The sequence below is a fragment of the Pseudoalteromonas sp. S2755 genome, assembly GCF_005886535.1.
Classification (GTDB): domain Bacteria; phylum Pseudomonadota; class Gammaproteobacteria; order Enterobacterales; family Alteromonadaceae; genus Pseudoalteromonas.
Window position 1 is genome coordinate 1 of the sequence record NZ_PNDS01000011.1, and the last position, 20,312, is coordinate 20,312.

A 20,312-nucleotide genomic window follows, 5' to 3' on the forward strand; every position below is an offset into this window, starting at 1 on the left:
ATAGAAGGGTGAAATAGCATATTAGCTTCGTTAAAAATTTCTCATTTAGAACAACTAAATAGCAAAATTTTTGCCTTGCTACTAAAGCTATTTTCCCGCTTCAAGATAGATCATTTACTTAATACAACTGGTATAACTTTGAATATTGAGAAGCATATTTTGCATGTTGGGCGACTCTATTCAACATCGTGAGTAATATGTACTGTTGTAGAAGTTTTTCGGATCGTCTTGGGTAGGGGTTTGCATCTTTAAAAGGTATGTTTTATAAAGAGAAAATCACATGTTGAAAAGGAATATTTAAATGAAATTCTCCACACGTAATTCTTGTATCCAGGGGCTATTCTTACTTTTGGCGATGGGAAATTTTTCTGCTCAAGCTTCGATGTTATGCCGAGATAGCTTTGATACTTTACGCAATAACATGACAAATACGAGTTATAAAAGCTTTGATCAAACACCTAACTCTGGGTGGCGAGTACTTTATAATCAGGGTTGTTATTTAGAAGCTGCAGTGCTCATTGAGCAATATAAAACCATGACTGGAGTGCAGCAAGCAAGTTTGCAATGGCATTTATTTCAGAACTACGCTATGGCGGGAAAGCGAGAAAAGGCGATAGAGATTGGAGAGGCACTTCTTCTCTCTGCGAAGAATAACCCTGCCGAGTTCCTTTGGGTAGAGTATATAGCCGCGAGCGTTGCGTTTTTAAAAGAAGATAGAGTGACACTAATGAAGATGCGCAACAAGCTAGCGGCACAAGCTGATTTCTTCCCCAATAAGATGAATTTAAAGGTTGTAGATAGCTTGATCGATAATGTCAAATCTTCGTATCGGGCTGCTTATCAACAGTAAATTTAAGGCACAAACTTGATAGGTACGCTGTCCTTTTGGGTTTTATACTCTTCTACAGCGTTTACGTATTCCTGCCATAGCGCATCGTGCTGTGTAGCTATGGAATATAAGTATTGCCAGCTGTAGAGCCCTGAGTCGTGACCATCATCAAAAACAAAGCGCGCAGCATAGTGTCCAACGGGGTCAATTGTCTTGATAGCGACATTCTGTTTGTTTAACACGAGTTGCTTTTGCGCTGGACTATGGCCCTGTACTTCGGCTGATGGTGAGTGAGTTCGCAAGAATTCGGCACTTAGTGTAAAACAGCGGCCGTCCTCAAAATAAACATCGAGCACTTTACTGAGCATATGATAATGAAGTTTGGTGACTTGATACATAATTGGTATAACTCAAAAAGCGGAGCAAGGCTCCGCTTTTTATTTCCATTTAGAGAATGAAGCGGCTTAAATCTTCATCCTGAACAAGCATGTCTAAATGCTGTTCAACGTAGGCGGCATCAATCGTCAAGTTATCACCGGCCTTTTCACTGGCATCGAATGAAATCTCTTCCATCAGCTTTTCCATCACAGTGTGAAGGCGACGCGCACCGATGTTTTCAGTTTTCTCATTGACCTGATATGCAGCTTCAGCCAGTTTGGTGATAGCATCATCGGTAAAGTCGATAGTAACGTCTTCTGTTTTAAGTAGCGCCTGTTGCTGCTCTGTAAGAGATGCGTTTGGCTCAGTTAGAATACGTTTGAAATCACCCGCAGTTAGTGCTTCTAGTTCAACGCGAATAGGTAAACGACCTTGTAGTTCTGGGATTAAATCCGACGGTTTGGCCATTTGGAACGCACCTGACGCGATAAATAGAATGTGGTCGGTTTTTACCATACCGTGTTTAGTGTTAACGGTTGAACCTTCGATAAGTGGTAGTAAGTCGCGCTGTACACCTTCACGGCTAACATCTGGGCCAGAAGATTCTCCGCGCTTACAAATTTTATCGATTTCATCAATAAACACGATACCGTTTTGTTCAACTGACTCAATAGCTTGCTCTTTAAGCTCTTCTGGATTAACAAGCTTTGCAGCTTCTTCTTCAATCAATAGCTTAAGTGCTTCTTTAATTTTCAGCTTACGGTTCTTTTTCTTGTCACCCGACATGTTTTGGAACATGCTCTGTAGCTGGCTGGTCATTTCTTCCATACCAGGAGGAGACATGATCTCAACATGAGGCGCCGTTTCTGCGATGTCGATCTCAATTTCTTTGTCGTCTAACTGACCTTCACGTAGTTTCTTACGAAATACTTGACGTGTTGACGAATTTTCATTTGGCTGAGACTCACCCCAAGCGTCTTTTGCTGGTGGCAAAAGTGCATCTAAAATGCGCTCTTCGGCGGCTTCTTCAGCGCGGAATTTGAATTTCTTGGTTTGCTGTTCACGTGTTAGTTTAAAAGAAACTTCGACTAGGTCACGGATGATGGTTTCAACTTCTTTACCAACATAACCCACTTCGGTGAACTTAGTCGCTTCTACTTTGATAAATGGCGCGTTGGCAAGCTTTGCTAAACGGCGGGCAATTTCAGTTTTACCCACACCCGTTGGACCGATCATCAAAATATTCTTTGGTGTAACTTCTGCACGCAACTCTTCATCAAGCTGCATACGACGCCAGCGGTTGCGCAGTGCAATCGCGACGGCTTTTTTGGCTTTGTCCTGACCGATAATGTGTTGATCAAGCTCGTGCACAATCTCTCTTGGAGTCATAGCTGTCATGACGAGTCCTATTACAATTCTTCGATAGTTTGGAAATTATTGGTAAATACGCAGATATCGCCAGCGATCTTCAAGCTCTTTTCCACGATTTCTTTCGCACTTAAGTCGGTATTTTCAAGTAGTGCGGTTGCAGCTGCCTGTGCGAAGTTACCACCACTGCCGATAGCAATAAGGTCATGCTCTGGCTGCACCACATCGCCGTTACCTGTGATGATAAGTGAGGCGGTTTCATCGGCTACCGCAAGTAGGGCTTCAAGCCTTCTTAATGCTCTGTCGGTACGCCAGTCTTTTGCCATTTCTACGGCTGCTTTAGTGAGATGGCCTTGGTGCATCTCAAGCTTTGCTTCAAAGCGTTCAAATAATGTAAATGCATCAGCTGTACCGCCAGCGAAACCAGCCAGTACTTTACCATTGTATAGACGACGTACTTTACGTGCGTTGCCTTTCATAACTGTGTTACCAAGCGAAACTTGGCCATCACCGCCGATAACCACTTTGTCATCGCGACGAACACTAACGATGGTAGTCATAGTAATCCTTATTTGGGCCTGTGCCCGTGTAGCTCTAGATTAGTAGGAAATATGGGTAGACTTATAAAAATCAAGTCCAGCCCCAAATCCCGCAGCCAAATATCCCAACACGCTGCAACTTGTTTTTATCGCTCTCGGCTAAACGTTTGGTATCGTAGGGACCAAGACGGACACGATACCAGACACCATTACTCCCTTCGGTACGACGGATCTCCGCGATTAATCCAGCAAACGCAACTTTGGCTTTCATAGCTTCGGCTTGGCTATGGGTTCTAAATGAACCACACTGCATTTGATAGGGGCCCTTGCTCTCGATCTCTTTAACTTCGACCTTGATTTCATGATTTTTAATTTCTTCAATGAACTCAGGTGGGCGAGGCTTTGGTTTACTAACCTTTTGCTCGGCAACTGGGTGCGGATTTTTGGCTTGCTCTACTTCTGTAGGATCGGCATTGGTTTTTATAAACCAAAGACCGTAGGCAAACCCACCGATTAGTAGAAATGCAAAAATAGCAGCAATAACAGGAAATTTTGCCGATTTTTCTGGCTTGTCTTTCCCCTTGCCTTTAGGTTTCTTATTGATGTAATCGTGCTGTGCCATAGGTTATTTGATTTTAATAGCTATCCATTGGATCAACATCTATGCTCCAGCGTACTCGATTGGCAGACTCATGCGTAGCGATATAGCGCGCGAGTTGCGAAAGGTAGTCCCGCAGCACAGTGCGTTGTTGTGCGTGTATATGTAATTGATATCTGAACTTTCCAGCTATTCGTTCAAGTGGTGCTGGAATTGGACCCAGCAATTGTATACCAGGATAGGGGGTAGCTGGAACCAAATCCGACAAAAAGCGCAATACTGTATTTATATTTGTTGCCTCGGCGCGGATGATAGCTAAGTGTGCGAAGGGGGGAAGCATAGCTTCTTCACGCTCTTGTAAGGCATATCGCGCGAAGTCGCCATAACCATTATTGATTAAATCTTGCAATAATGGATGTTCTGGAAAATGCGTTTGCAATAACACGGTTCCCGCTTCACCGGCGCGTCCGGCTCGTCCAGCAACTTGTGTGATGAGCTGTGCCATTTGCTCGGTTGCTCTAAAGTCGCAAGAGTAAAGTCCTGAGTCCACATCCAAGATAATCACAAGACTGACATCGGCAAAGTGGTGGCCCTTGGCAAGCATTTGAGTGCCGACTAGAATTCGCGCGCCACCTTGATTAATTTCTTCAAGGGCGCTTTCAAGGCTGCCCTTACGGCGCGTAGAATCTCGGTCAATGCGAGTGACGGGAATATCAGCGAAGTGTTCGCTTAAAAAGCCTTCGAGTTGTTCTGTACCAAGCCCTGTGGGCATGATTTGGGTGCTACCACAATCTGGACACTGTCTCGGTACAAAGTCCTGCTCACCACAATGATGGCATACCAAGCGGTTCATGTTTTTATGGTACGTGGCGCTGGTGGAGCAATGTTTACAGGTATTAAGCCATCCGCATTCGTGACACATCAATGTGGGTGCAAACCCCCGACGATTTAGAAACACCATAACCTGCTTACCGCGAGCGAGTGTTTTTTCCATCCAATGTAAACTCATTGGTGAAAACCCGCCTTGTTCTGGCTGACCTTTCATGTCTACAAGGTGAAATTGGTTATCGTGCTGGGTCTGCGCTCGTTTACTCAGTGTGACGAGTTGATATTTGTTGGTAATGGCTTTGTGTAATGTTTCTAATGCCGGTGTTGCGGTTCCCAAAAGCAAGGGGCAGTGTGCCTGATGCGCTCGAAACGCAGCGAGATCTCTGGCGTGATAGCGCAGGCCTTCTTGCTGTTTGAACGAGTTGTCGTGCTCTTCGTCAACGATGATCATGCCGAGATTTTGAAATGGCAAAAAAATGGCCGAGCGAGTACCGATGACCAAAGCGCTCAGACCCTTTTCGGCGCGACGCCAAGTATGTAGACGTTCGTTATCGGTTAGATTTGAATGCCATAAATCAATGGGCAGGTTATTAAAGCGTTTTTTGAAGCGATTGACCGTTTGTGGTGTGAGCCCAATTTCAGGCACCAAGATCAGTGCTTGTTTACCCGCTTTTATTATGTTTTCAAGGCTTTGTAAGTAGACTTCGGTTTTACCACTTCCCGTTACACCTTCGATTAAAAAGGTACGGTAACCGACTTGTGCATTAACGGCGCTGCAAATAGTCGCTTGCTGGTCGTTTAGGCGTGGCTTTTCGCCTAGCTGTAATTCGTTTTGCGACCAATCACTATCATGCTCAATAGATTGTGAGATAAGCGCTTTTTCTTCCAATGCTTTAATTGTTTGGCTAGCAAATCCGAGCGCTTTGAGTTCACTTAATTTTATTGCACCACCTTCATGTAATTGAGAAAGCAGCGCTTGTTGCTTTTTGGCTCGCAGTGTTGGTAGTTTCCGCCCTTTTTCCGTTAATCTGACGATAGGGATCTGAGTTTTGTCTGGGCTTCCACCATCTCTGAGTACTGCCGGTAGTGCTGTGAATAAGGTATCGCCAATTGGATGACAGTAATACTGGGAGACAAAGTGTAAAAAGCTAAGTTGTGCTTGATTAAAGACAGGGTGCTCGTCCAACACCTCAATAATTTGCTTGAGTTTTTCTTTTGGTACATCAGTGTCGTCTTTTTTTGCAAGCGCAATTGCAGTGCAGCGACGGTTGGCGAAATTGACGGTGACTCTCATTCCTGCTTCAACTTGCATGGTTGGTGCTAGCAAATAGTCGAATGTTCGGTGCAGTGGCAGCTTTAAAGCTACTTCAAGAATGAGCATGTATTACAATTCCATAAAGTGAGCGCAGTGACGAAGTATATACCTAAGGTGGTACGAATTGAAAACGTACTCAGAGGCGGTGATAAAAAACTCTGAAATATTGCTTGTAGATTGTTCAGTTAGGCACTAAAATACGCGTCCACATTTTTGTATAACTACGTATGGTACCAGACTTCGGGTTTGGAGAGCGATACGGCCTTAACTAGAGGTTGCTATGAAAGAAGGTATTCACCCTAATTACGAGACGATCACTGCATCGTGCTCTTGCGGTAACAAGTTCGAAACTCGTTCAACGCTATGTAAAGATATTCACCTAGACGTATGTTCTGCATGTCACCCGTTCTACACTGGTAAGCAGAAGATCCTTGACACAGGTGGCCGTGTAGATCGCTTTAACAAGCGTTTCGGTGCACTTAGCAGCAAGAAGTAATCTTGTTGGTCTAGTCGAAAGAAGCACCTTAGGGTGCTTTTTTTGTGCCTGTTTGAAAATACTTTCCCGATTTATACATCCTATTCTGCATCAACAGACAGATTGTCAGTCTTCTCGTCTCATTGTGCCTTTTATTCTTCTAAAATAAAAAACTTGCCAGTTTGGCAGCAAAACTTTACTGATCTCTTGGGTAGAGTAAAAACTCTATTTAGTAGATAAATACTGAACATTTACGAACTTAAGTTGTGAAAATAATCAAAGCTCATATAGTAAATAGTATCAGGTATGAGCACCCCATATAAAATAAAGTCACTATATTGCGATTAAAAGTAGGTATCTTGACGTTAAAATTAATTAAGTTGTTATTTTCTTATAGTTTTTATAATTGGTGTACATTTGTGCTAATTTTCTACATTTCTAGTTAGTTTTAGGGTCTTATTTTTTAAGTTTTAGTCATTTTATTTGTGAAATATTTCTTAAAATTGAGCTTATCTTCTCGGAAAAGTATAGAAAATACCGTGCTAGTGGATAGACCTGATTTTACTTGAATAATGAGTAAAACTCGGTATTGTGTGAATACGGTCGATTAACTATATGTCCTATTGACATACCGCGACAGCAAAGCATATACGCTTGTTGAGTGGTTGAATGTCGTCGCTCATATAGTTAATCGCACTGTGTGTTGCTCTAACCTGCCAGATAGGTTGCCAACATTCAGAATGCGAACGTTTATCACACTCTCACATTAACTTCGTAGGAAAATATCGCGCCATGACAGATTTTCGTCAACAAGCTCTAGATTATCACGAGAAGCCCGTTCCAGGTAAAATCAGTGTTGAACTCACTAAACCTGCCGAGACCGTAAAAGACTTAGCACTTGCATACAGCCCAGGTGTTGCAGAGCCTGTACGTGAAATCGCGGCTGATCCGGCGAATGCATATCGTTACACGGGTAAAGGAAATATGGTTGCGGTGATCAGTAATGGTACGGCAATTCTTGGCTTGGGTAACTTAGGTCCTTTGGCGTCAAAGCCTGTTATGGAAGGTAAGGCGCTATTATTTAAGCGTTTTGCGGGTCTTGATTCAATCGATATTGAAGTTAAGCATAATACCACCGAAGACTTCATCAATACGGTGGCAAATATCGCAGACACATTTGGTGGCATTAACCTTGAAGATATTAAAGCGCCAGAGTGTTTTGAAATTGAGCGCGCGCTAATCGAGCGTTGTGACGTTCCTGTATTCCATGATGATCAGCACGGCACTGCAATTGTAACCGCTGCGGGTATGCTGAATGCGTTGGAAATTCAGGGTAAAGATATTCACGATGCGATTATTGTGTGCCTTGGCGCGGGGGCAGCCGCTATCGCTTGTATGGAATTACTGATCAAATGCGGTGCTCAACGTGAGCACATCTACATGCTGGACAGAAAAGGCGTGATCCACACTCGCCGTGATGACCTAAATGAATACAAAGAGCTGTTTGCAAACAACACGGATAAGCGTACGTTACAAGACGTGATTGCGGATGCGGACGTATTTGTTGGCGTTTCTGGCCCGGACTTACTTTCTGCTGAAGATCTAAAGTTAATGGCTGACAAGCCTGTGGTATTTGCTTGTTCTAACCCAGATCCAGAGATCAGCCCTGAAGTTGCACACGGTGCACGTAATGATTTGATCATGGCGACTGGTCGCTCGGATTATCCAAACCAGGTAAATAACGTACTGTGTTTCCCGTTTATCTTCCGTGGTGCGCTTGATGTACGTGCAACTGCTATCAATGACGAGATGAAGATTGCAGCGGTTGAAGCAATTAGAACGATTGCTAAAGAGCCTGTGCCTGCTGAAGTGTTAAAAGCGGCTGACGTGGATAGCCTTGAGTTTGGTTCTGAGTATATTATTCCAAAACCAATGGACCCGCGTTTGTTACCTCGTATTGCAAAAGCGGTAGCGGCAGCTGCAATTGAATCAGGCGTGGCACAAATCGACATGCCAGCTGGATATATGGAATAATACCAATGGTATTATCCAAATGAAAAAAGCCTCGGTTGAGGCTTTTTTTGTGTCTGTATTCCAGCGCGAGAGAGTTTTTATCACTCTTCGTTTATTTCTGGGATCTCCAAGCCTCGCTCTTCCATTATTTGTCTTACTTCTAACGGAATACGCTCTGGATTATCTTTTCTCAAGTCTTCATCGCTCGGCAGTGGCTGACCTGTGAAGGCATGTAGAAACGCCTCACATAAAAGCTCACTGTTCGTGGCATGACGTAAGTTATTCACTTGGCGACGTGTACGCTCATCAGTTAGCACTTTGAGTACATTCAGAGGTATGCTCACCGTGATCTTTTTTACTTGCTCTGCTTTCTTACCGTGTTCTGCATATGGGTGAATATACTCACCGTTCCATTTTGCCATAATTGTGTACTTGCCTCAGTTACATCAATGCCAATATGACTGGGTTCTGGTCTACATTATTCACCAACCGCATGAATATAGGGATAACTTTACGAATTAAAGATAAATCCTAAACCCAAATAGATGAATAAACTAATCCGCCATAGCGAGATAGAAGAATCTCTGCCATAGTTTTCAATAACTCAGTCGTATTAGCAACGCCTAGAGTGGCGAAATTTTATCGGTTTAAAAAAGATAGTCAAATACTAGTTATTTAGCCATTTAGCGGTATAAATGTTTTGACTTCTAGTTTCTGTTGTTCTAACCTTTTAGACGTCTAAACATCCAACTATCTAGGTGACCTTATGAGTCAAGTTAACAAATCGACGGTTGCAGTGCGTCACGGTATAGAAGCTGATAAAGCACATGGAGCAGTAGTGCCACCGCTTTACCTTTCTACCACCTATTCTTTTGCCGATTTTGATACCAAACGCGACTACGATTATGGCCGCAGTGGTAACTTTAATCGTGATGTGCTGGCACAGGCACTTACCGAACTTGAAGGCGGTGCTCGTGGCATTATTACCGCGACTGGCATGGCTGCCGTTCACCTAGTAACGCAACTGCTTAACCATGACGATACGCTGGTTATTCCACATGACTGTTATGGTGGTAGCTATCGCTTGTTTACATCGCTTGCAAAGCGTGGATTGCTCAAATTAGCCGTCTTGGATCTTACGCAACCAGAAAGTCTTGCACAGCTGCAGCAGATCAAACCTAAATTAGTTTGGATTGAAACACCCAGTAACCCCATATTAAGGCTCACGGATATAGAAGCTGTCGTAAACGCAGCGCGCTCCATAGGGGCTTTGGTTGCCGCTGACAACACCTTCTTGTCTCCTGCATTACAAAACCCTATTGCTTTTGGCGTGGATGTTGTCGTGCATTCAACCACTAAATATATCAATGGCCATTCTGATGTCGTGGGGGGGGCGGTGATCGCGCGTACACAGGAGTTGGGTGATGAGTTAGCTTGGTGGGCGAATAATATCGGTATTACCGGCGCACCTTTTGATAGTTACCTTACTCTACGAGGACTGCGCACCTTAAACGTGCGTTTACGCCAACATCAAGAAAATGCCCAGCTTATTGCGGAGTATTTAGAAAAGTCGCCGTATGTTAGTCAAGTTTATTACCCTGGCCTTGAGTCGCATCCTCAACACGAACTTGCGAAAAAACAACAGCTCGGCTTTGGTGGCATGGTGAGCTTTGATATCAAAGGCGATCTGCAAACATCAGCGAAGTTTTTAACGTCTCTAACGCACTTTTCATTGGCAGAATCTTTAGGTGGGGTTGAGAGTCTAATTTGCCATCCAGCGACGATGACACACGCAGGTATGGAGCCGCAAGCACGTTTAGAAGCGGGAGTGGGCGACACGTTGATTCGTATTTCTGTAGGCATTGAAGATGTACAGGATCTCATTGCAGATCTGGAATCAGGATTTGCAGGTATTGATGAAAGTCGGGCGAGTGATGATGCTAAGTCATTCAAATTAACGCCTGCACATACAGTAGCGTTGTGGTGAGTAAATGGCAAAAGTAGTACATAAGTTTGGTGGTTCGAGCTTAAGCTCGCCAGAGCGTTATCAAGCGGTTGCCAAGATAGTGTTAGAGCAATGTCAGCTAGGAGACAGTGTTGTGGTTTCTGCTGCAGGAAAAACAACGAATACCCTAGTGAAGTTATGGCAAAGTTTTGAGCAGCAAGACGTTCGCGCATTCAACGATGTTTTATTACAAGTTGAAAATCATCAACGTGAATTAATTGATGCCCTGTTTGTGGGTGAACAGCATGGTGTGTTACTCAAACAGCTCGTCAATGAGCTGCAGGCAATCGCTTTAGGACGAGAAGAGCAGGCTCTTCACTACGCCAGCTTGCTTGCTCACGGAGAGCTATGGTCGGCTCGTATATTAGCAAACTACCTAAGTTCTCAAGGTATTAAAGCCAAAGCTATCGATGCTCGTACGTTATTTGTACAACAAGAAGGAGTGTTGCTGCACGCTCATAACAAAGAAGCGTGCTATCGCGCCATTGATGACCACGCTATCTATATTGTTACCGGTTTTATTGCCGTAAATGCACAAGGTGAAACGGTGACTCTAGGTCGAAATGGCAGTGACTATAGCGCAACTTTGTTGGCAAGTTATCTTGATGCGGCTCAAGTATCAATTTGGACGGATACAACTGGTGTATTCAGCACAGATCCACGTAAAGTCGCTAACGCCATAAAATACACTAAGGTATGCCGTGGCCAAGCTGAATTACTCGCACGATTAGGTAATCCGGTATTACATGCAAAAACGCTGTCTCCACTGAAAGATACCGATATAAAACTACAAGTTCGTAGCAGCTTTGATGCCGATGCACTTGGCACTGAGATAGTAAAGGCAGGCTACAGCAAAGAGAAGCGCTTTATTACCACTTTTGGACAACTTGACCTGTTACGCGTTGAGCAGCTAAAAAGCGGTGAAGTGAAACAGCTAAGCCAGCTTATCCAGCATAGCATTCATCATTTTATTAAAGGTGGAGAGGCACATTTACTAGTGCCATCTGAGTTTAGCCACCTAGTGATCAAAGCGCTGGATTCGCGAGCCAATATTATTGAGTCACAGGTACAAGGCTTTGCTATTGTTGCCCCAAGCCAGGATGTTGCAGGGTTACATCAGCAAGCTCTGGAATTATTGGATGAACATGCGATTGTCACCCGTTTTGTACTGCAAGAGCGTCATTACAGCTTAGTGTTAACCGATCAAGCAATTGATAGCGATCTACTTGCTATATTGCATGAGCGTTTGGTCAATAAAGGCAGAGAGCTTGCTGTGATTGTGGCTGGTGTTGGCAATGTGGGTGAAGTGTTTATCGAACAATGTAAAAACCAAGTCGCTAAGCTGAGTGAGCACTTTGATCTTAAGTTGGTTGGCTTACTGCGTTCTAAGCAAATGTTGTTCTGTCCAAGCGGGCTGAACTTAGCATCGTGGCAACAGCAATGGCAAAATGAGGCCATCGAATATAATGAAGCAGAGCTATTCACTCGTATTAAAGAGCTAGATTACGAGCATAAAGTGGTGGTCGATATTACTGCGAGCGAGCGTTTCAGCGAGTTGTATCCGCAGTTTGTTGAACATGACTGCCATTTGATCAGCGCTAATAAATATGCCGGCACGGCACAACAAGGTTGGTACTCCAAGCTGCGTCAGCAGTTACAAGAGCGTAACCTGTTATGGCGTTACAACACCAGTGTTGGCGCAGGTCTACCCATTAACTTTGCGTTGGCTGATCTGCAAAATAGTGGCGATGAAGTGGTGAGAATTGAAGGCGTCTTTTCCGGCACTTTATCTTGGCTGTGTAGTCGCTATGATGGTTCTGGAGCATTTTCTGAGCTAGTGCTTGGAGCGCAAGAACTTGGTTTTACCGAGCCCGATCCGCGCGAAGATCTATCTGGCCGTGATATGCAGCGCAAGCTTTTGATCTTAGCAAGAGAGTTAGGCATTGAACTTGAGCTTGACGATATTGAACTAGAAGCGTTAATGCCTGAGTCCTTGAGTGTGGGTTCATGGCAAACGTTTTTAGAAAATCGTCAGCAACTCGATGACTTTTATGCGACACACTATGCAAAGGCCACAGCGAATGACGCTGCGCTTCGCTATACGGGTGCGCTTGAAATTGCAAGCAATGGCAAAGTGTCTGCAAAAGTAGGCATTGCACAGGTACCAAATGGCTCGGCAATCGCGAATTTAACACCGGGTGATAATATTTTTGTGATCCACACTAAATGGTATGAACAAAACCCACTGGTGATCCAAGGCCCAGGGGCAGGTAAAGCAGTGACAGCAGCGGGAATACATTCCGATTTATTCTGGCTAACGCAAAATCTAAAATAACTCTATTAAGAAAGTAGATATAATACAACTGGTATAAGACAAAAATGCCGATACATCTGTATCGGCATTTCTATTTTAGAATAACTCTTCGTGAGTCGGTAGCGGCGCGGTATCGTCAAACGGTGTGCTGCTATCCGTATCTAATACGTATTTGGTCGGGGCTGTACCTTGCTCGAAATACTCAAACCGAGATGTGTAGTCGTTCTTACGAGACAAAAGTCCTGTCTTTAAGTCAATCCGAGTTGAAATAAGCCCTGGAGGCGGCTCTATCGGGGCCAAAGGTTGATCTTTAAGTGCCTCACGCATAAAGTCTATCCAAGCAGGTTGCGCTGAAATCGCCCCGGCTTCTGCGCCGACAAGTTGGTTATCACCAAGGTTAGCGTTGTAGGCCGCACGACCCAAGGATTTACTCGCATCGTCAAAGCCAACCCAAACTGTGGTGAGGACATTACGGTTAAAGCCCGTAAACCAAGTATCTACGGAGTCGTTGGTGGTCCCCGTTTTTCCAGCAAGGTCACGACGTTTCAACCACTGACCACGCCAGCCCGTACCGCTCCAGCCCGTGTCGTGTTTCCAGCTACCGCCACCCCAGATAGCACTATGTAGCGCATCAGCAATCAGAAATGCGTTTTGCTCCGAGATCACTTGTGGCGCACAGCGCTCAGGCTGTTCTTCTAGCTGCTGCTCGTCGCATACCAACAACGGCTCAGCAGAACCAAGCTCGGTACCGAATGAATCGGTAATTTTATCGATAAAATACGGCTCAATGAGGTGACCGCCGTTGGCAAAAGTGGCCATGCCGCGTGCCATTTCAAGAGGAGTCAATGCGGCACTACCAAGCGCTAATGATTCACTACGGTTAATATCTGCGTCTTGGAAACCAAATTTAAGCAAATGATCAGCAGCCTTATTTATGCCAACGCCTTTGATCAAACGAACCGATACCACGTTTTTCGATTGTGCGAGCGCTCGGCGAATACGGATTGGGCCGTTATATACTTCAGGGCTATTCTTCGGACGCCAAGCCACGCCAACGCTTCTGTCCCAATGATTAATAGGGGCATCATTAAGAATGGTGGCTAGGGTATAGCCATTTTCTAATGCGGATGAATAAATAAAAGGTTTGATGTTCGAGCCCACCTGGCGTTTAGCTTGGGTAGCGCGATTGTATTGGCTAAGCTCAAAGCTGTAGCCACCCACAATCGCCTTGACACGCCCATCCTGTGGGTCGAGTGATACAAGTGCACTGGATGCCTGCGGCAACTGACTTAACATCCAGCCGTTGTCTTGTTTGCGGACAAAAACTTGCATGCCCGGCGCGAGGATATCTGCGGTTGTTTTTGGTGGTAAGCTTTGACGCGTCTCACTGATGTATTGTCTGGCCCAACTTAAGCCTGACCATTCCAATGTAATTTGTTCACCGGTTTTTAAAAGTAGGTCAGCGGTTTTTTCTGTAATGCTTAGCACGACAGCGGCTTTTAACGGTCCAATTTCATTGACCTTTTTAAGGCGAGTAATAATGCCTTCATGGCTTAGCGGCGATTCTGTTTCAGCTTGCCAATAGGTTTCTTCTGCGCCTCTAAAGCCGTGACGCATATCGTAGGCATGTAAATTATCAACTAATGCATGCTGAGCAGCCTGTTGCATATCAGATTCCACACTAGTGTAAACTTTCATGCCTGAGTTATAAGCTTTATCAGTACCGTAACGTTCGACCATATAGGCGCGAACCATTTCAGAAATGTAAGGTGCATACAGCTCGATTTCGGCGCCATGAAATTTAGCCGTGATAGGAGCTTGTGTCGCCTCATTATATTCTGCGCGGGTAATATACTTTTCAGCAAGCATTCGTCCGAGCACAACATTCCGGCGCAATTGCGCGCGCTCTGGGTTACGAATTGGATTTAACGCAGAAGGCGCTTTTGGCAGGCCTGCAATCATTGCCATTTCTGCTAAAGTTAATTCTGATAGTGAGCGACCGTAGTAGACTTGTGCTGCTGCACCGATACCAAAGGCGCGATTACCCAGTTCAATTTTGTTTAAGTAAAGCTCAAAAATTTCATCTTTTGTTAAGAGTTGCTCAATATGCAACGCAATAAAGATTTCTTTTACTTTACGAATATAGGCTTTCTCTCTTGTTAAGAAAAAGTTTCTGGCAAGTTGCATAGTGAGCGTACTCGCTCCCTGCTTTTTTTGCCCTGTGGTGATGAGCACTAAAGCGGAACGGACAATACCTATCGGGTCAACGCCGAAATGGTCGTAGAAGCGGTTGTCTTCGGTCGCTAAAAATGCTTTTCGCATGGGGAGCGGAACATCCTGCAAACGTACAGGGATCCTGCGCTTTTCACCAAACTGGTTGATGAGTTTTCCGTCTCGTGTAAAGACTTGCATGGGGGTTTGTAGCTGGACATCTTTCAAAACCTCTACACTTGGTATGTCAGATTTGACATAATAATAAAGACTGATAAGTGTCAACACGCCTAAGAGGGTACAAACAAAAACGAATTGTAAAAATCTTTTCAATAATTTCACGGAATTATCCCTAGTTAGACTCCCAATTACAGGTAGACACTGCTAGTATATCTTGATTAAAAAACGATTAATATTTTTGTGTGCTAAATTTTTATGGTACACAGTCTTAAAAGGAAACGGGCGCTTCACATGCTGAGCAAACTACTAAAAAAACAAGCACCTCTGATGATAGGGATCGATATAGGCTCCCATTGTGTCAAAGCGGTGTTGCTGTCGAAGACAAGTTCCAGCTATCGAGTAGAAGCCGTTGCGATTGAACCTATTCCGAAAGGAGCTGTAAACGAAAGGGCCATTCAAGACATTGAAGCGATCGGCAACGCGATAACTAAAATGAAGCGGCGCATTCCAAAGCTCACGCAATATGCAGCAGTTGCCGTATCCGGTCAGACCGTGATTACAAAAGTGATCTTTATGGATGTCTCATTAACTGATGCTGAACTCGAGTCTCAGATAGCCATTGAAGCAGATAGCCTGATCCCTTACCCATTAGATGAAGTTAGTCTAGATTTTGAAAAAATTGGAGTAAATGAAGCTGATCCATCAAAAATGAATGTATTGCTCTCAGCGGCGCGTACCGAAAGCGTGCAAGCACGAGTTGGCGCATTGGAAGAAGCTGGCTTCAAAGCGAAAGTTGTGGATGTAGAAAACTATGCACTGAGTAGAGCCATGGACGTTATTTATCCTGAGCTACCCAACGATGCCTTCGATAAAATCGTAGCAATGATAGATATTGGTGCGGTGCTTACGCTGATAAGCGTGATTCAATCTGGGAAAGCGATTTACACCCGTGATCAAGTCTTTGGTGGTGAGCAATATACCAACAGTATCGTTGCTTATTACAACAAAACTTACGATGAAGCGGAACTGGCTAAAACGACGGGTGATTTACCGCCAAACTATACCTTTGAAGTCTTGGCTCCGTTCCAAACTTCTATGCTGCAGCAAATTCGCCGAGCGGTGCAAATGTTTATGACGACCAGTGGTAAAGATCATATTGACTACATTGTGTTGACGGGTGGGACGGCTTTAGTTGATGGCTTAGATAAACTGCTCATTGATGAGCTTGGGATCCATACAATAGTGGCCGATCCGTTTGCTGACATGGAGATTGCACCAAAGGTGGATAGGCATGTGCTGCAAAAACATAAAGCACAGTTCGCCTTAGCGACAGGCTTGGCACTAAGGAGCTTCTCATCATGCCACATATAAATCTACTTCCTTGGCGCGAGCAGCAAAGGCAAGCATCGCAACAAATCTTTCTGACTATCATTGCGGTGATCATCGCGACTTGTCTGTTGTTAATGTACCTACTTGGCAGCTTCTATGACGGCTTAAAAACCGGGCAAGAAATTAAAAACCGCTATCTCGAAAGTGAGATCTCTCAACTTGATTCCCGAATAGTTGCGATTAACGATCTGAATAAGCAAAAAGAAAATTTACAGCGCCGTATCCGGCTCATTGAGGAGTTGCAACTCAACCGTAGTCTCGGCACGCAAATTATCGATGAAATAGCACGAGTGGTTCCTGCCGGGGTTTATCTCACCAGTCTTGAACGGCAAGACAATATGATCAAAGTCATTGGTCGTAGTGAATCAAATAACCGCTTATCGCAGATGCTACGACAAGTCGAGTCGTCTTATTTATTGGAGCGGCCAGTGATCCAAGGCATAGTAGCCGGTGAGCAAAGTTCAAAATTACTGAGTGATTTTACGATGCATTTTTATGTTAAGTCTCATGAAGACATCCACTTAGCCGATAAAGCGAAATAGGGCGGGGGATAGTGCATGAATTTTGACTTAAACAGTTTGAGAGAAATCGATTGGAATGAGCTAGAACTTGACAACATTGGTCATTGGCCTTTTCCTGTAAAAGTTTTATGTTCCGTTCTCGTGGTTTTATTAATGATGGTTTTGGGTTATAACCTGATGGTTTCAAGCTCAATCGACCGCTACGATCAAGCAGTTAAAAAAGAGCAGGAGCTGAGAACGAGCTACCGAATTAAATACGCAAGAGCAAACAATCTAGAGTTATATAAACAGCAAATGATTGATATGGAAGCGCAATTCACAGAGCTGTTGAGACGACTGCCAAGTTCTAACGAAACACCTGGGTTACTTGACGATCTGACTTACGTCGGTACTTCAAGCGGGTTAACCTTTCTAAAAATTGGCTGGATGCCCGAGGTACGTAAAGAGTTTTATACCGAATTGCCGATTAAGTTAGAGGTGATTGGTAAGTATCATGAATTTGGTCAGTTTGTGAGTAAAGTATCTGAGTTGCCTCGTATAGTCAGCTTACATGATTTTAGAATCGAAAATGCAGGAAACGGCGAGCTGATATTTAGTGTTGTGGCAAAAACTTATCGCTATGAGCAAGGAGGTCAGAAATGATCCGACTGATGCTCTGCGTGACCACATTGATGTTCATCTCTGGTTGTAACGATAGTACGGCAGAACAAAAAGAATTTATTGATCAGGTAAAGGCAAGCTCAACGCCTAAAATCGAGCCTATACCTGAAATGCAAAATTATGAACCGTTTAAATATAGCGCTTCGGAGTTGCGTAGTCCTTTCGTTGCGCCGCAGCCTGAAGTGATTGAAAATAAATTAGTTCAAATTAAAAACTGCTTACACCCAGATCCTGATAGAGATCGCTATCCGTTAGAGAAGTTTCCATTGGATAATCTGCGTATGAAAGGCATTATTGCCAAGTCTGACGGTCGTTGGGCGCTAATCGAAGCGGCAACGCAAGGCTTGTATCGTGTTAAACGTGGCGAATATATGGGGTTGTATCATGGCAAAGTACTGAGTGTACAAGCTGATCATTTAGAATTATTAGAATTGATCCCTGATGGAACGGGATGTTGGAAAGAAAGGCTAACAAAAGTGGAAATGTTAGAAGCGGAACAAGGTGGCGCGAGTGAATACTAACAATAACGTTATAAAATCAACCATTAAAAGCACTCGAACACTATGGCGTTCTGTGCTCGGTGTTGCTTTAGTTGGCCTTTCGTCAATTGCGCATGCCATTCCTATGTTGTATGACATTCGCTATAACCCAGTGTCAACAGGGGAAACCCAGCTACAACTGGTGTTTGACGAAAAGCTCAATACTGAGCCAAAAGTTCGAGTTGTTGGTGAAAGTACTAGTATTGAGTTATTTTTCCAGCAGGCTGAGTTTGAAGAAAGCTTAAAAGCATTGAGCATTAATAAAGCGGGTATTCAAGGCATTACCAGTGAACTCAGAGATGGTGGCTTTGCCGTATCCATCAACATGGATGAGCTTAAACTATACAAAACCGAAGTTAAGAATAACCTCGTGATAGTGGAAGTATCTAACAAGCCGATTGTCTCTGAGCAAGATCAAAGTCAAAAAGTCACCGCATTCATCAACCAAATTCAAGCTATCGATTTTCGTCGGGGTGAGAAAGGTGAGGCGAAAGTACTAGCGTTTCTAGAGCACAATCAAGCGGCTATTGATGTACAAGAGCGCGGTGGCAAAATCATTGCGGACTTCCACCATATCGGTATTGCAGAAGACCTGTTATATGAACTTGATGTGTTAGATTTTGGCACTGTGGTATCTCGTATCGAGACCTTTAAAGAAAACAATAAAAGCCGCATTGTGATTGAGCCAAATGCGGCATTCAAGTTTACCTATCAGCAGCTTGATAACATCTTTACATTATCAGTTGAAAAAGATGAAGGTAATAAAACCTTTGGCGATAAAAAAGAGTATAAAGGTCAACCTATCACGCTGAACTTTCAGGATATTCCAATTCGCTCCGTACTACAGATCATCGCAGATACAAACAACTTTAACCTAGTAACGAGTGACACGGTATCTGGCAATATTACTCTGCGTTTAGACGGTGTACCTTGGGACCAGGCTCTTGATGTCGTGTTACGTGTGAAAGGGCTAGATAAGCGTATGGATGGTTCTATTTTGATGGTTGCACCATCAGAAGAACTCGCAGCGAGAGAAGCCAAAGAATTACAGGCGCGTCAGCAAGTTGAAGAGTTAGAGCCATTATATAGCGAGTATATTCAACTTAATTACGCGAAAGCGGAAGAGTTTGCTGACTTACTCAAAACCGATATCAACTCTATTATTAGCCATCGTGGTAGTGTGTCCGTTGATAAACGTACCAACACGTTACTAATTAAAGATACCTCACGCAGTATTGAAAGTGTGCGTCGGATGGTTGAAACCTTAGATGTGCCAGTAAAACAGGTACGTATTGAGTCACGTATGGTGACTGTGGATGATACCGTACAAGAAGACCTAGGTGTTCGTTGGGGTTTTAGCGACCAGCAAGGTAGCGATGCCATATCCGGCACGCTGGAAGGCGCTGATGCTTTGTCCAATGGTAACATTCCGTCTTTGGAAAATCGCTTGAACGTTAATTTAGGCGTGAAAGGGGTTCCTGCTGGCAGCATTGGTATGCACATTGCTAAATTGGCGGATGGTACATTGATTGATCTCGAGTTGTCAGCTTTGGAACAAGAGAACAAAGGTGAGATAATTGCGACGCCAAGTATCACCACGGCCAATCAGAAAAAGGCGCGTATTGAGCAAGGTACAGAAATTCCTTACGTAGAAGCATCGTCGAGTGGTGCCACGACGGTGAGCTTTAAAAAAGCGGTATTAAGCTTGGAGGTAACACCGCAAATCACACCTGATAATAAAATAATTCTCGACTTAGTGATTACACAAGACACTAAAGGTGATACCGTGCAAACGCCAAATGGCCCAGCGACAGCGATCAACACCCAACAGATCCAAACACAAGTACTGGTCGAAAATGGTCAAACTATCGTACTGGGTGGTATTTATCAGCAAGAAGTGAAAACAGCAGTAAGTAAGATCCCAATTTTGGGCGATATCCCATATTTAGGTCTATTGTTTAAGAACTCTCGTGATGTTAACGAAAAGCGAGAATTGCTGATATTTGTGACGCCCAAGATCATTCAAGACAGTTTATAGGCCCGTTGACAGTAAAAGTATTGCGCTTTTTGCGTGGTTTGACTTGAAATTGTTCACGGATTACTGAGATAATCCCCTCCTTAATTTTGGGGCCAGGTCGTTAGGCGGGGTT

The 20,312-nt window shown here is 44.0% G+C and carries 17 protein-coding genes; 10 read left to right on the top strand and 7 right to left on the bottom strand.

Annotation, left to right across the window (positions count from 1 at the left end; genetic code table 11):
* Positions 1-301 precede the first annotated feature (301 nt).
* Positions 302-850, top strand: a complete 549-nt coding sequence (locus tag CWC03_RS02690) for a hypothetical protein (RefSeq protein WP_138580476.1) — start codon at positions 302-304, stop codon at positions 848-850.
* A gap of 2 nt (positions 851-852) precedes the next feature.
* On the opposite strand, the gene CWC03_RS02695 is transcribed toward CWC03_RS02690, so the two are convergent.
* From CWC03_RS02695 to priA, 5 genes are all read right to left on the bottom strand, one after another.
* Entirely contained in the window at positions 853-1,227 is a 375-nt protein-coding gene (locus CWC03_RS02695; RefSeq protein WP_138580477.1) for a gamma-butyrobetaine hydroxylase family protein, read from the bottom strand.
* Between the two features lie 49 nt (positions 1,228-1,276).
* Complete coding sequence (gene hslU / locus CWC03_RS02700; protein WP_138580478.1) at positions 1,277-2,605, bottom strand: ATP-dependent protease ATPase subunit HslU; 1,329 nt, start codon at positions 2,603-2,605, stop codon at positions 1,277-1,279.
* Between the two features lie 11 nt (positions 2,606-2,616).
* Positions 2,617-3,135, bottom strand: coding sequence for an ATP-dependent protease subunit HslV (gene hslV / locus CWC03_RS02705; RefSeq protein WP_010368932.1), 519 nt, complete (start codon positions 3,133-3,135; stop codon positions 2,617-2,619).
* A 70-nt stretch (positions 3,136-3,205) separates the two neighbouring features.
* Entirely contained in the window at positions 3,206-3,736 is a 531-nt protein-coding gene (locus CWC03_RS02710; protein WP_138580479.1) for an SPOR domain-containing protein, read from the bottom strand.
* A 13-nt stretch (positions 3,737-3,749) separates the two neighbouring features.
* Positions 3,750-5,921 carry a primosomal protein N' gene (gene priA / locus CWC03_RS02715; protein ID WP_138580480.1) on the bottom strand — a complete coding sequence of 724 codons (2,172 nt, stop codon included), beginning with the start codon at positions 5,919-5,921 and terminating at the stop codon, positions 3,750-3,752.
* Between the two features lie 214 nt (positions 5,922-6,135).
* Here priA and rpmE point away from each other — a divergent pair, with 214 nt between their 5' ends.
* Positions 6,136-6,351: a 50S ribosomal protein L31 gene (gene rpmE / locus CWC03_RS02720; RefSeq protein WP_010607053.1), complete on the top strand. Its 216-nt coding sequence runs from the start codon at positions 6,136-6,138 to the stop codon at positions 6,349-6,351.
* Positions 6,352-7,122: 771 nt separating this feature from the next.
* Positions 7,123-8,364, top strand: a complete 1,242-nt coding sequence (locus CWC03_RS02725; protein ID WP_128728888.1) for a malic enzyme-like NAD(P)-binding protein — start codon at positions 7,123-7,125, stop codon at positions 8,362-8,364.
* Between the two features lie 80 nt (positions 8,365-8,444).
* Here CWC03_RS02725 and metJ read toward each other — a convergent pair whose 3' ends face one another.
* Complete coding sequence (gene metJ, locus CWC03_RS02730) at positions 8,445-8,765, bottom strand: met regulon transcriptional regulator MetJ (RefSeq protein WP_010368921.1); 321 nt, start codon at positions 8,763-8,765, stop codon at positions 8,445-8,447.
* Positions 8,766-9,109: 344 nt separating this feature from the next.
* On the opposite strand from metJ, the gene metB reads away from it, so the two are divergent.
* Positions 9,110-10,330 carry a cystathionine gamma-synthase gene (gene metB / locus CWC03_RS02735; protein WP_138580481.1) on the top strand — a complete coding sequence of 407 codons (1,221 nt, stop codon included), beginning with the start codon at positions 9,110-9,112 and terminating at the stop codon, positions 10,328-10,330.
* A 4-nt stretch (positions 10,331-10,334) separates the two neighbouring features.
* A complete protein-coding gene (gene metL / locus CWC03_RS02740) occupies positions 10,335-12,683 on the top strand; it encodes a bifunctional aspartate kinase/homoserine dehydrogenase II (RefSeq protein WP_138580482.1) in 2,349 nt (782 codons plus the stop codon).
* 75 nt (positions 12,684-12,758) lie between these two features.
* Here the strand turns inward: metL and CWC03_RS02745 are convergent, their stop codons facing one another.
* Positions 12,759-15,215 (bottom strand): penicillin-binding protein 1A, encoded by a 2,457-nt coding sequence (locus tag CWC03_RS02745; RefSeq protein ID WP_138580483.1) that lies wholly within the window; start codon positions 15,213-15,215, stop codon positions 12,759-12,761.
* Between the two features lie 129 nt (positions 15,216-15,344).
* Here CWC03_RS02745 and CWC03_RS02750 point away from each other — a divergent pair, with 129 nt between their 5' ends.
* The 5 genes from CWC03_RS02750 to CWC03_RS02770 are packed head-to-tail and all read left to right on the top strand — an operon-like array spanning position 15,345 to position 20,200.
* On the top strand, positions 15,345-16,424 hold the full coding sequence (locus tag CWC03_RS02750) for a pilus assembly protein PilM (RefSeq protein ID WP_138580484.1): 1,080 nt from the start codon (positions 15,345-15,347) through the stop codon (positions 16,422-16,424).
* Positions 16,412-16,984 (top strand): PilN domain-containing protein, encoded by a 573-nt coding sequence (locus CWC03_RS02755; RefSeq protein WP_138580485.1) that lies wholly within the window; start codon positions 16,412-16,414, stop codon positions 16,982-16,984. The genes CWC03_RS02750 and CWC03_RS02755 overlap by 13 nt, the downstream gene beginning before the upstream one ends.
* Before the next feature lie 15 nt (positions 16,985-16,999).
* Positions 17,000-17,605, top strand: coding sequence for a type IV pilus inner membrane component PilO (locus CWC03_RS02760; RefSeq protein ID WP_138580486.1), 606 nt, complete (start codon positions 17,000-17,002; stop codon positions 17,603-17,605).
* A complete protein-coding gene (locus tag CWC03_RS02765) occupies positions 17,602-18,144 on the top strand; it encodes a pilus assembly protein PilP (RefSeq protein WP_138580487.1) in 543 nt (180 codons plus the stop codon). The genes CWC03_RS02760 and CWC03_RS02765 overlap by 4 nt, the downstream gene beginning before the upstream one ends.
* Positions 18,134-20,200: a type IV pilus secretin PilQ gene (locus tag CWC03_RS02770; protein ID WP_138580488.1), complete on the top strand. Its 2,067-nt coding sequence runs from the start codon at positions 18,134-18,136 to the stop codon at positions 20,198-20,200. The genes CWC03_RS02765 and CWC03_RS02770 overlap by 11 nt, the downstream gene beginning before the upstream one ends.
* Positions 20,201-20,312: the final 112 nt, after the last annotated feature.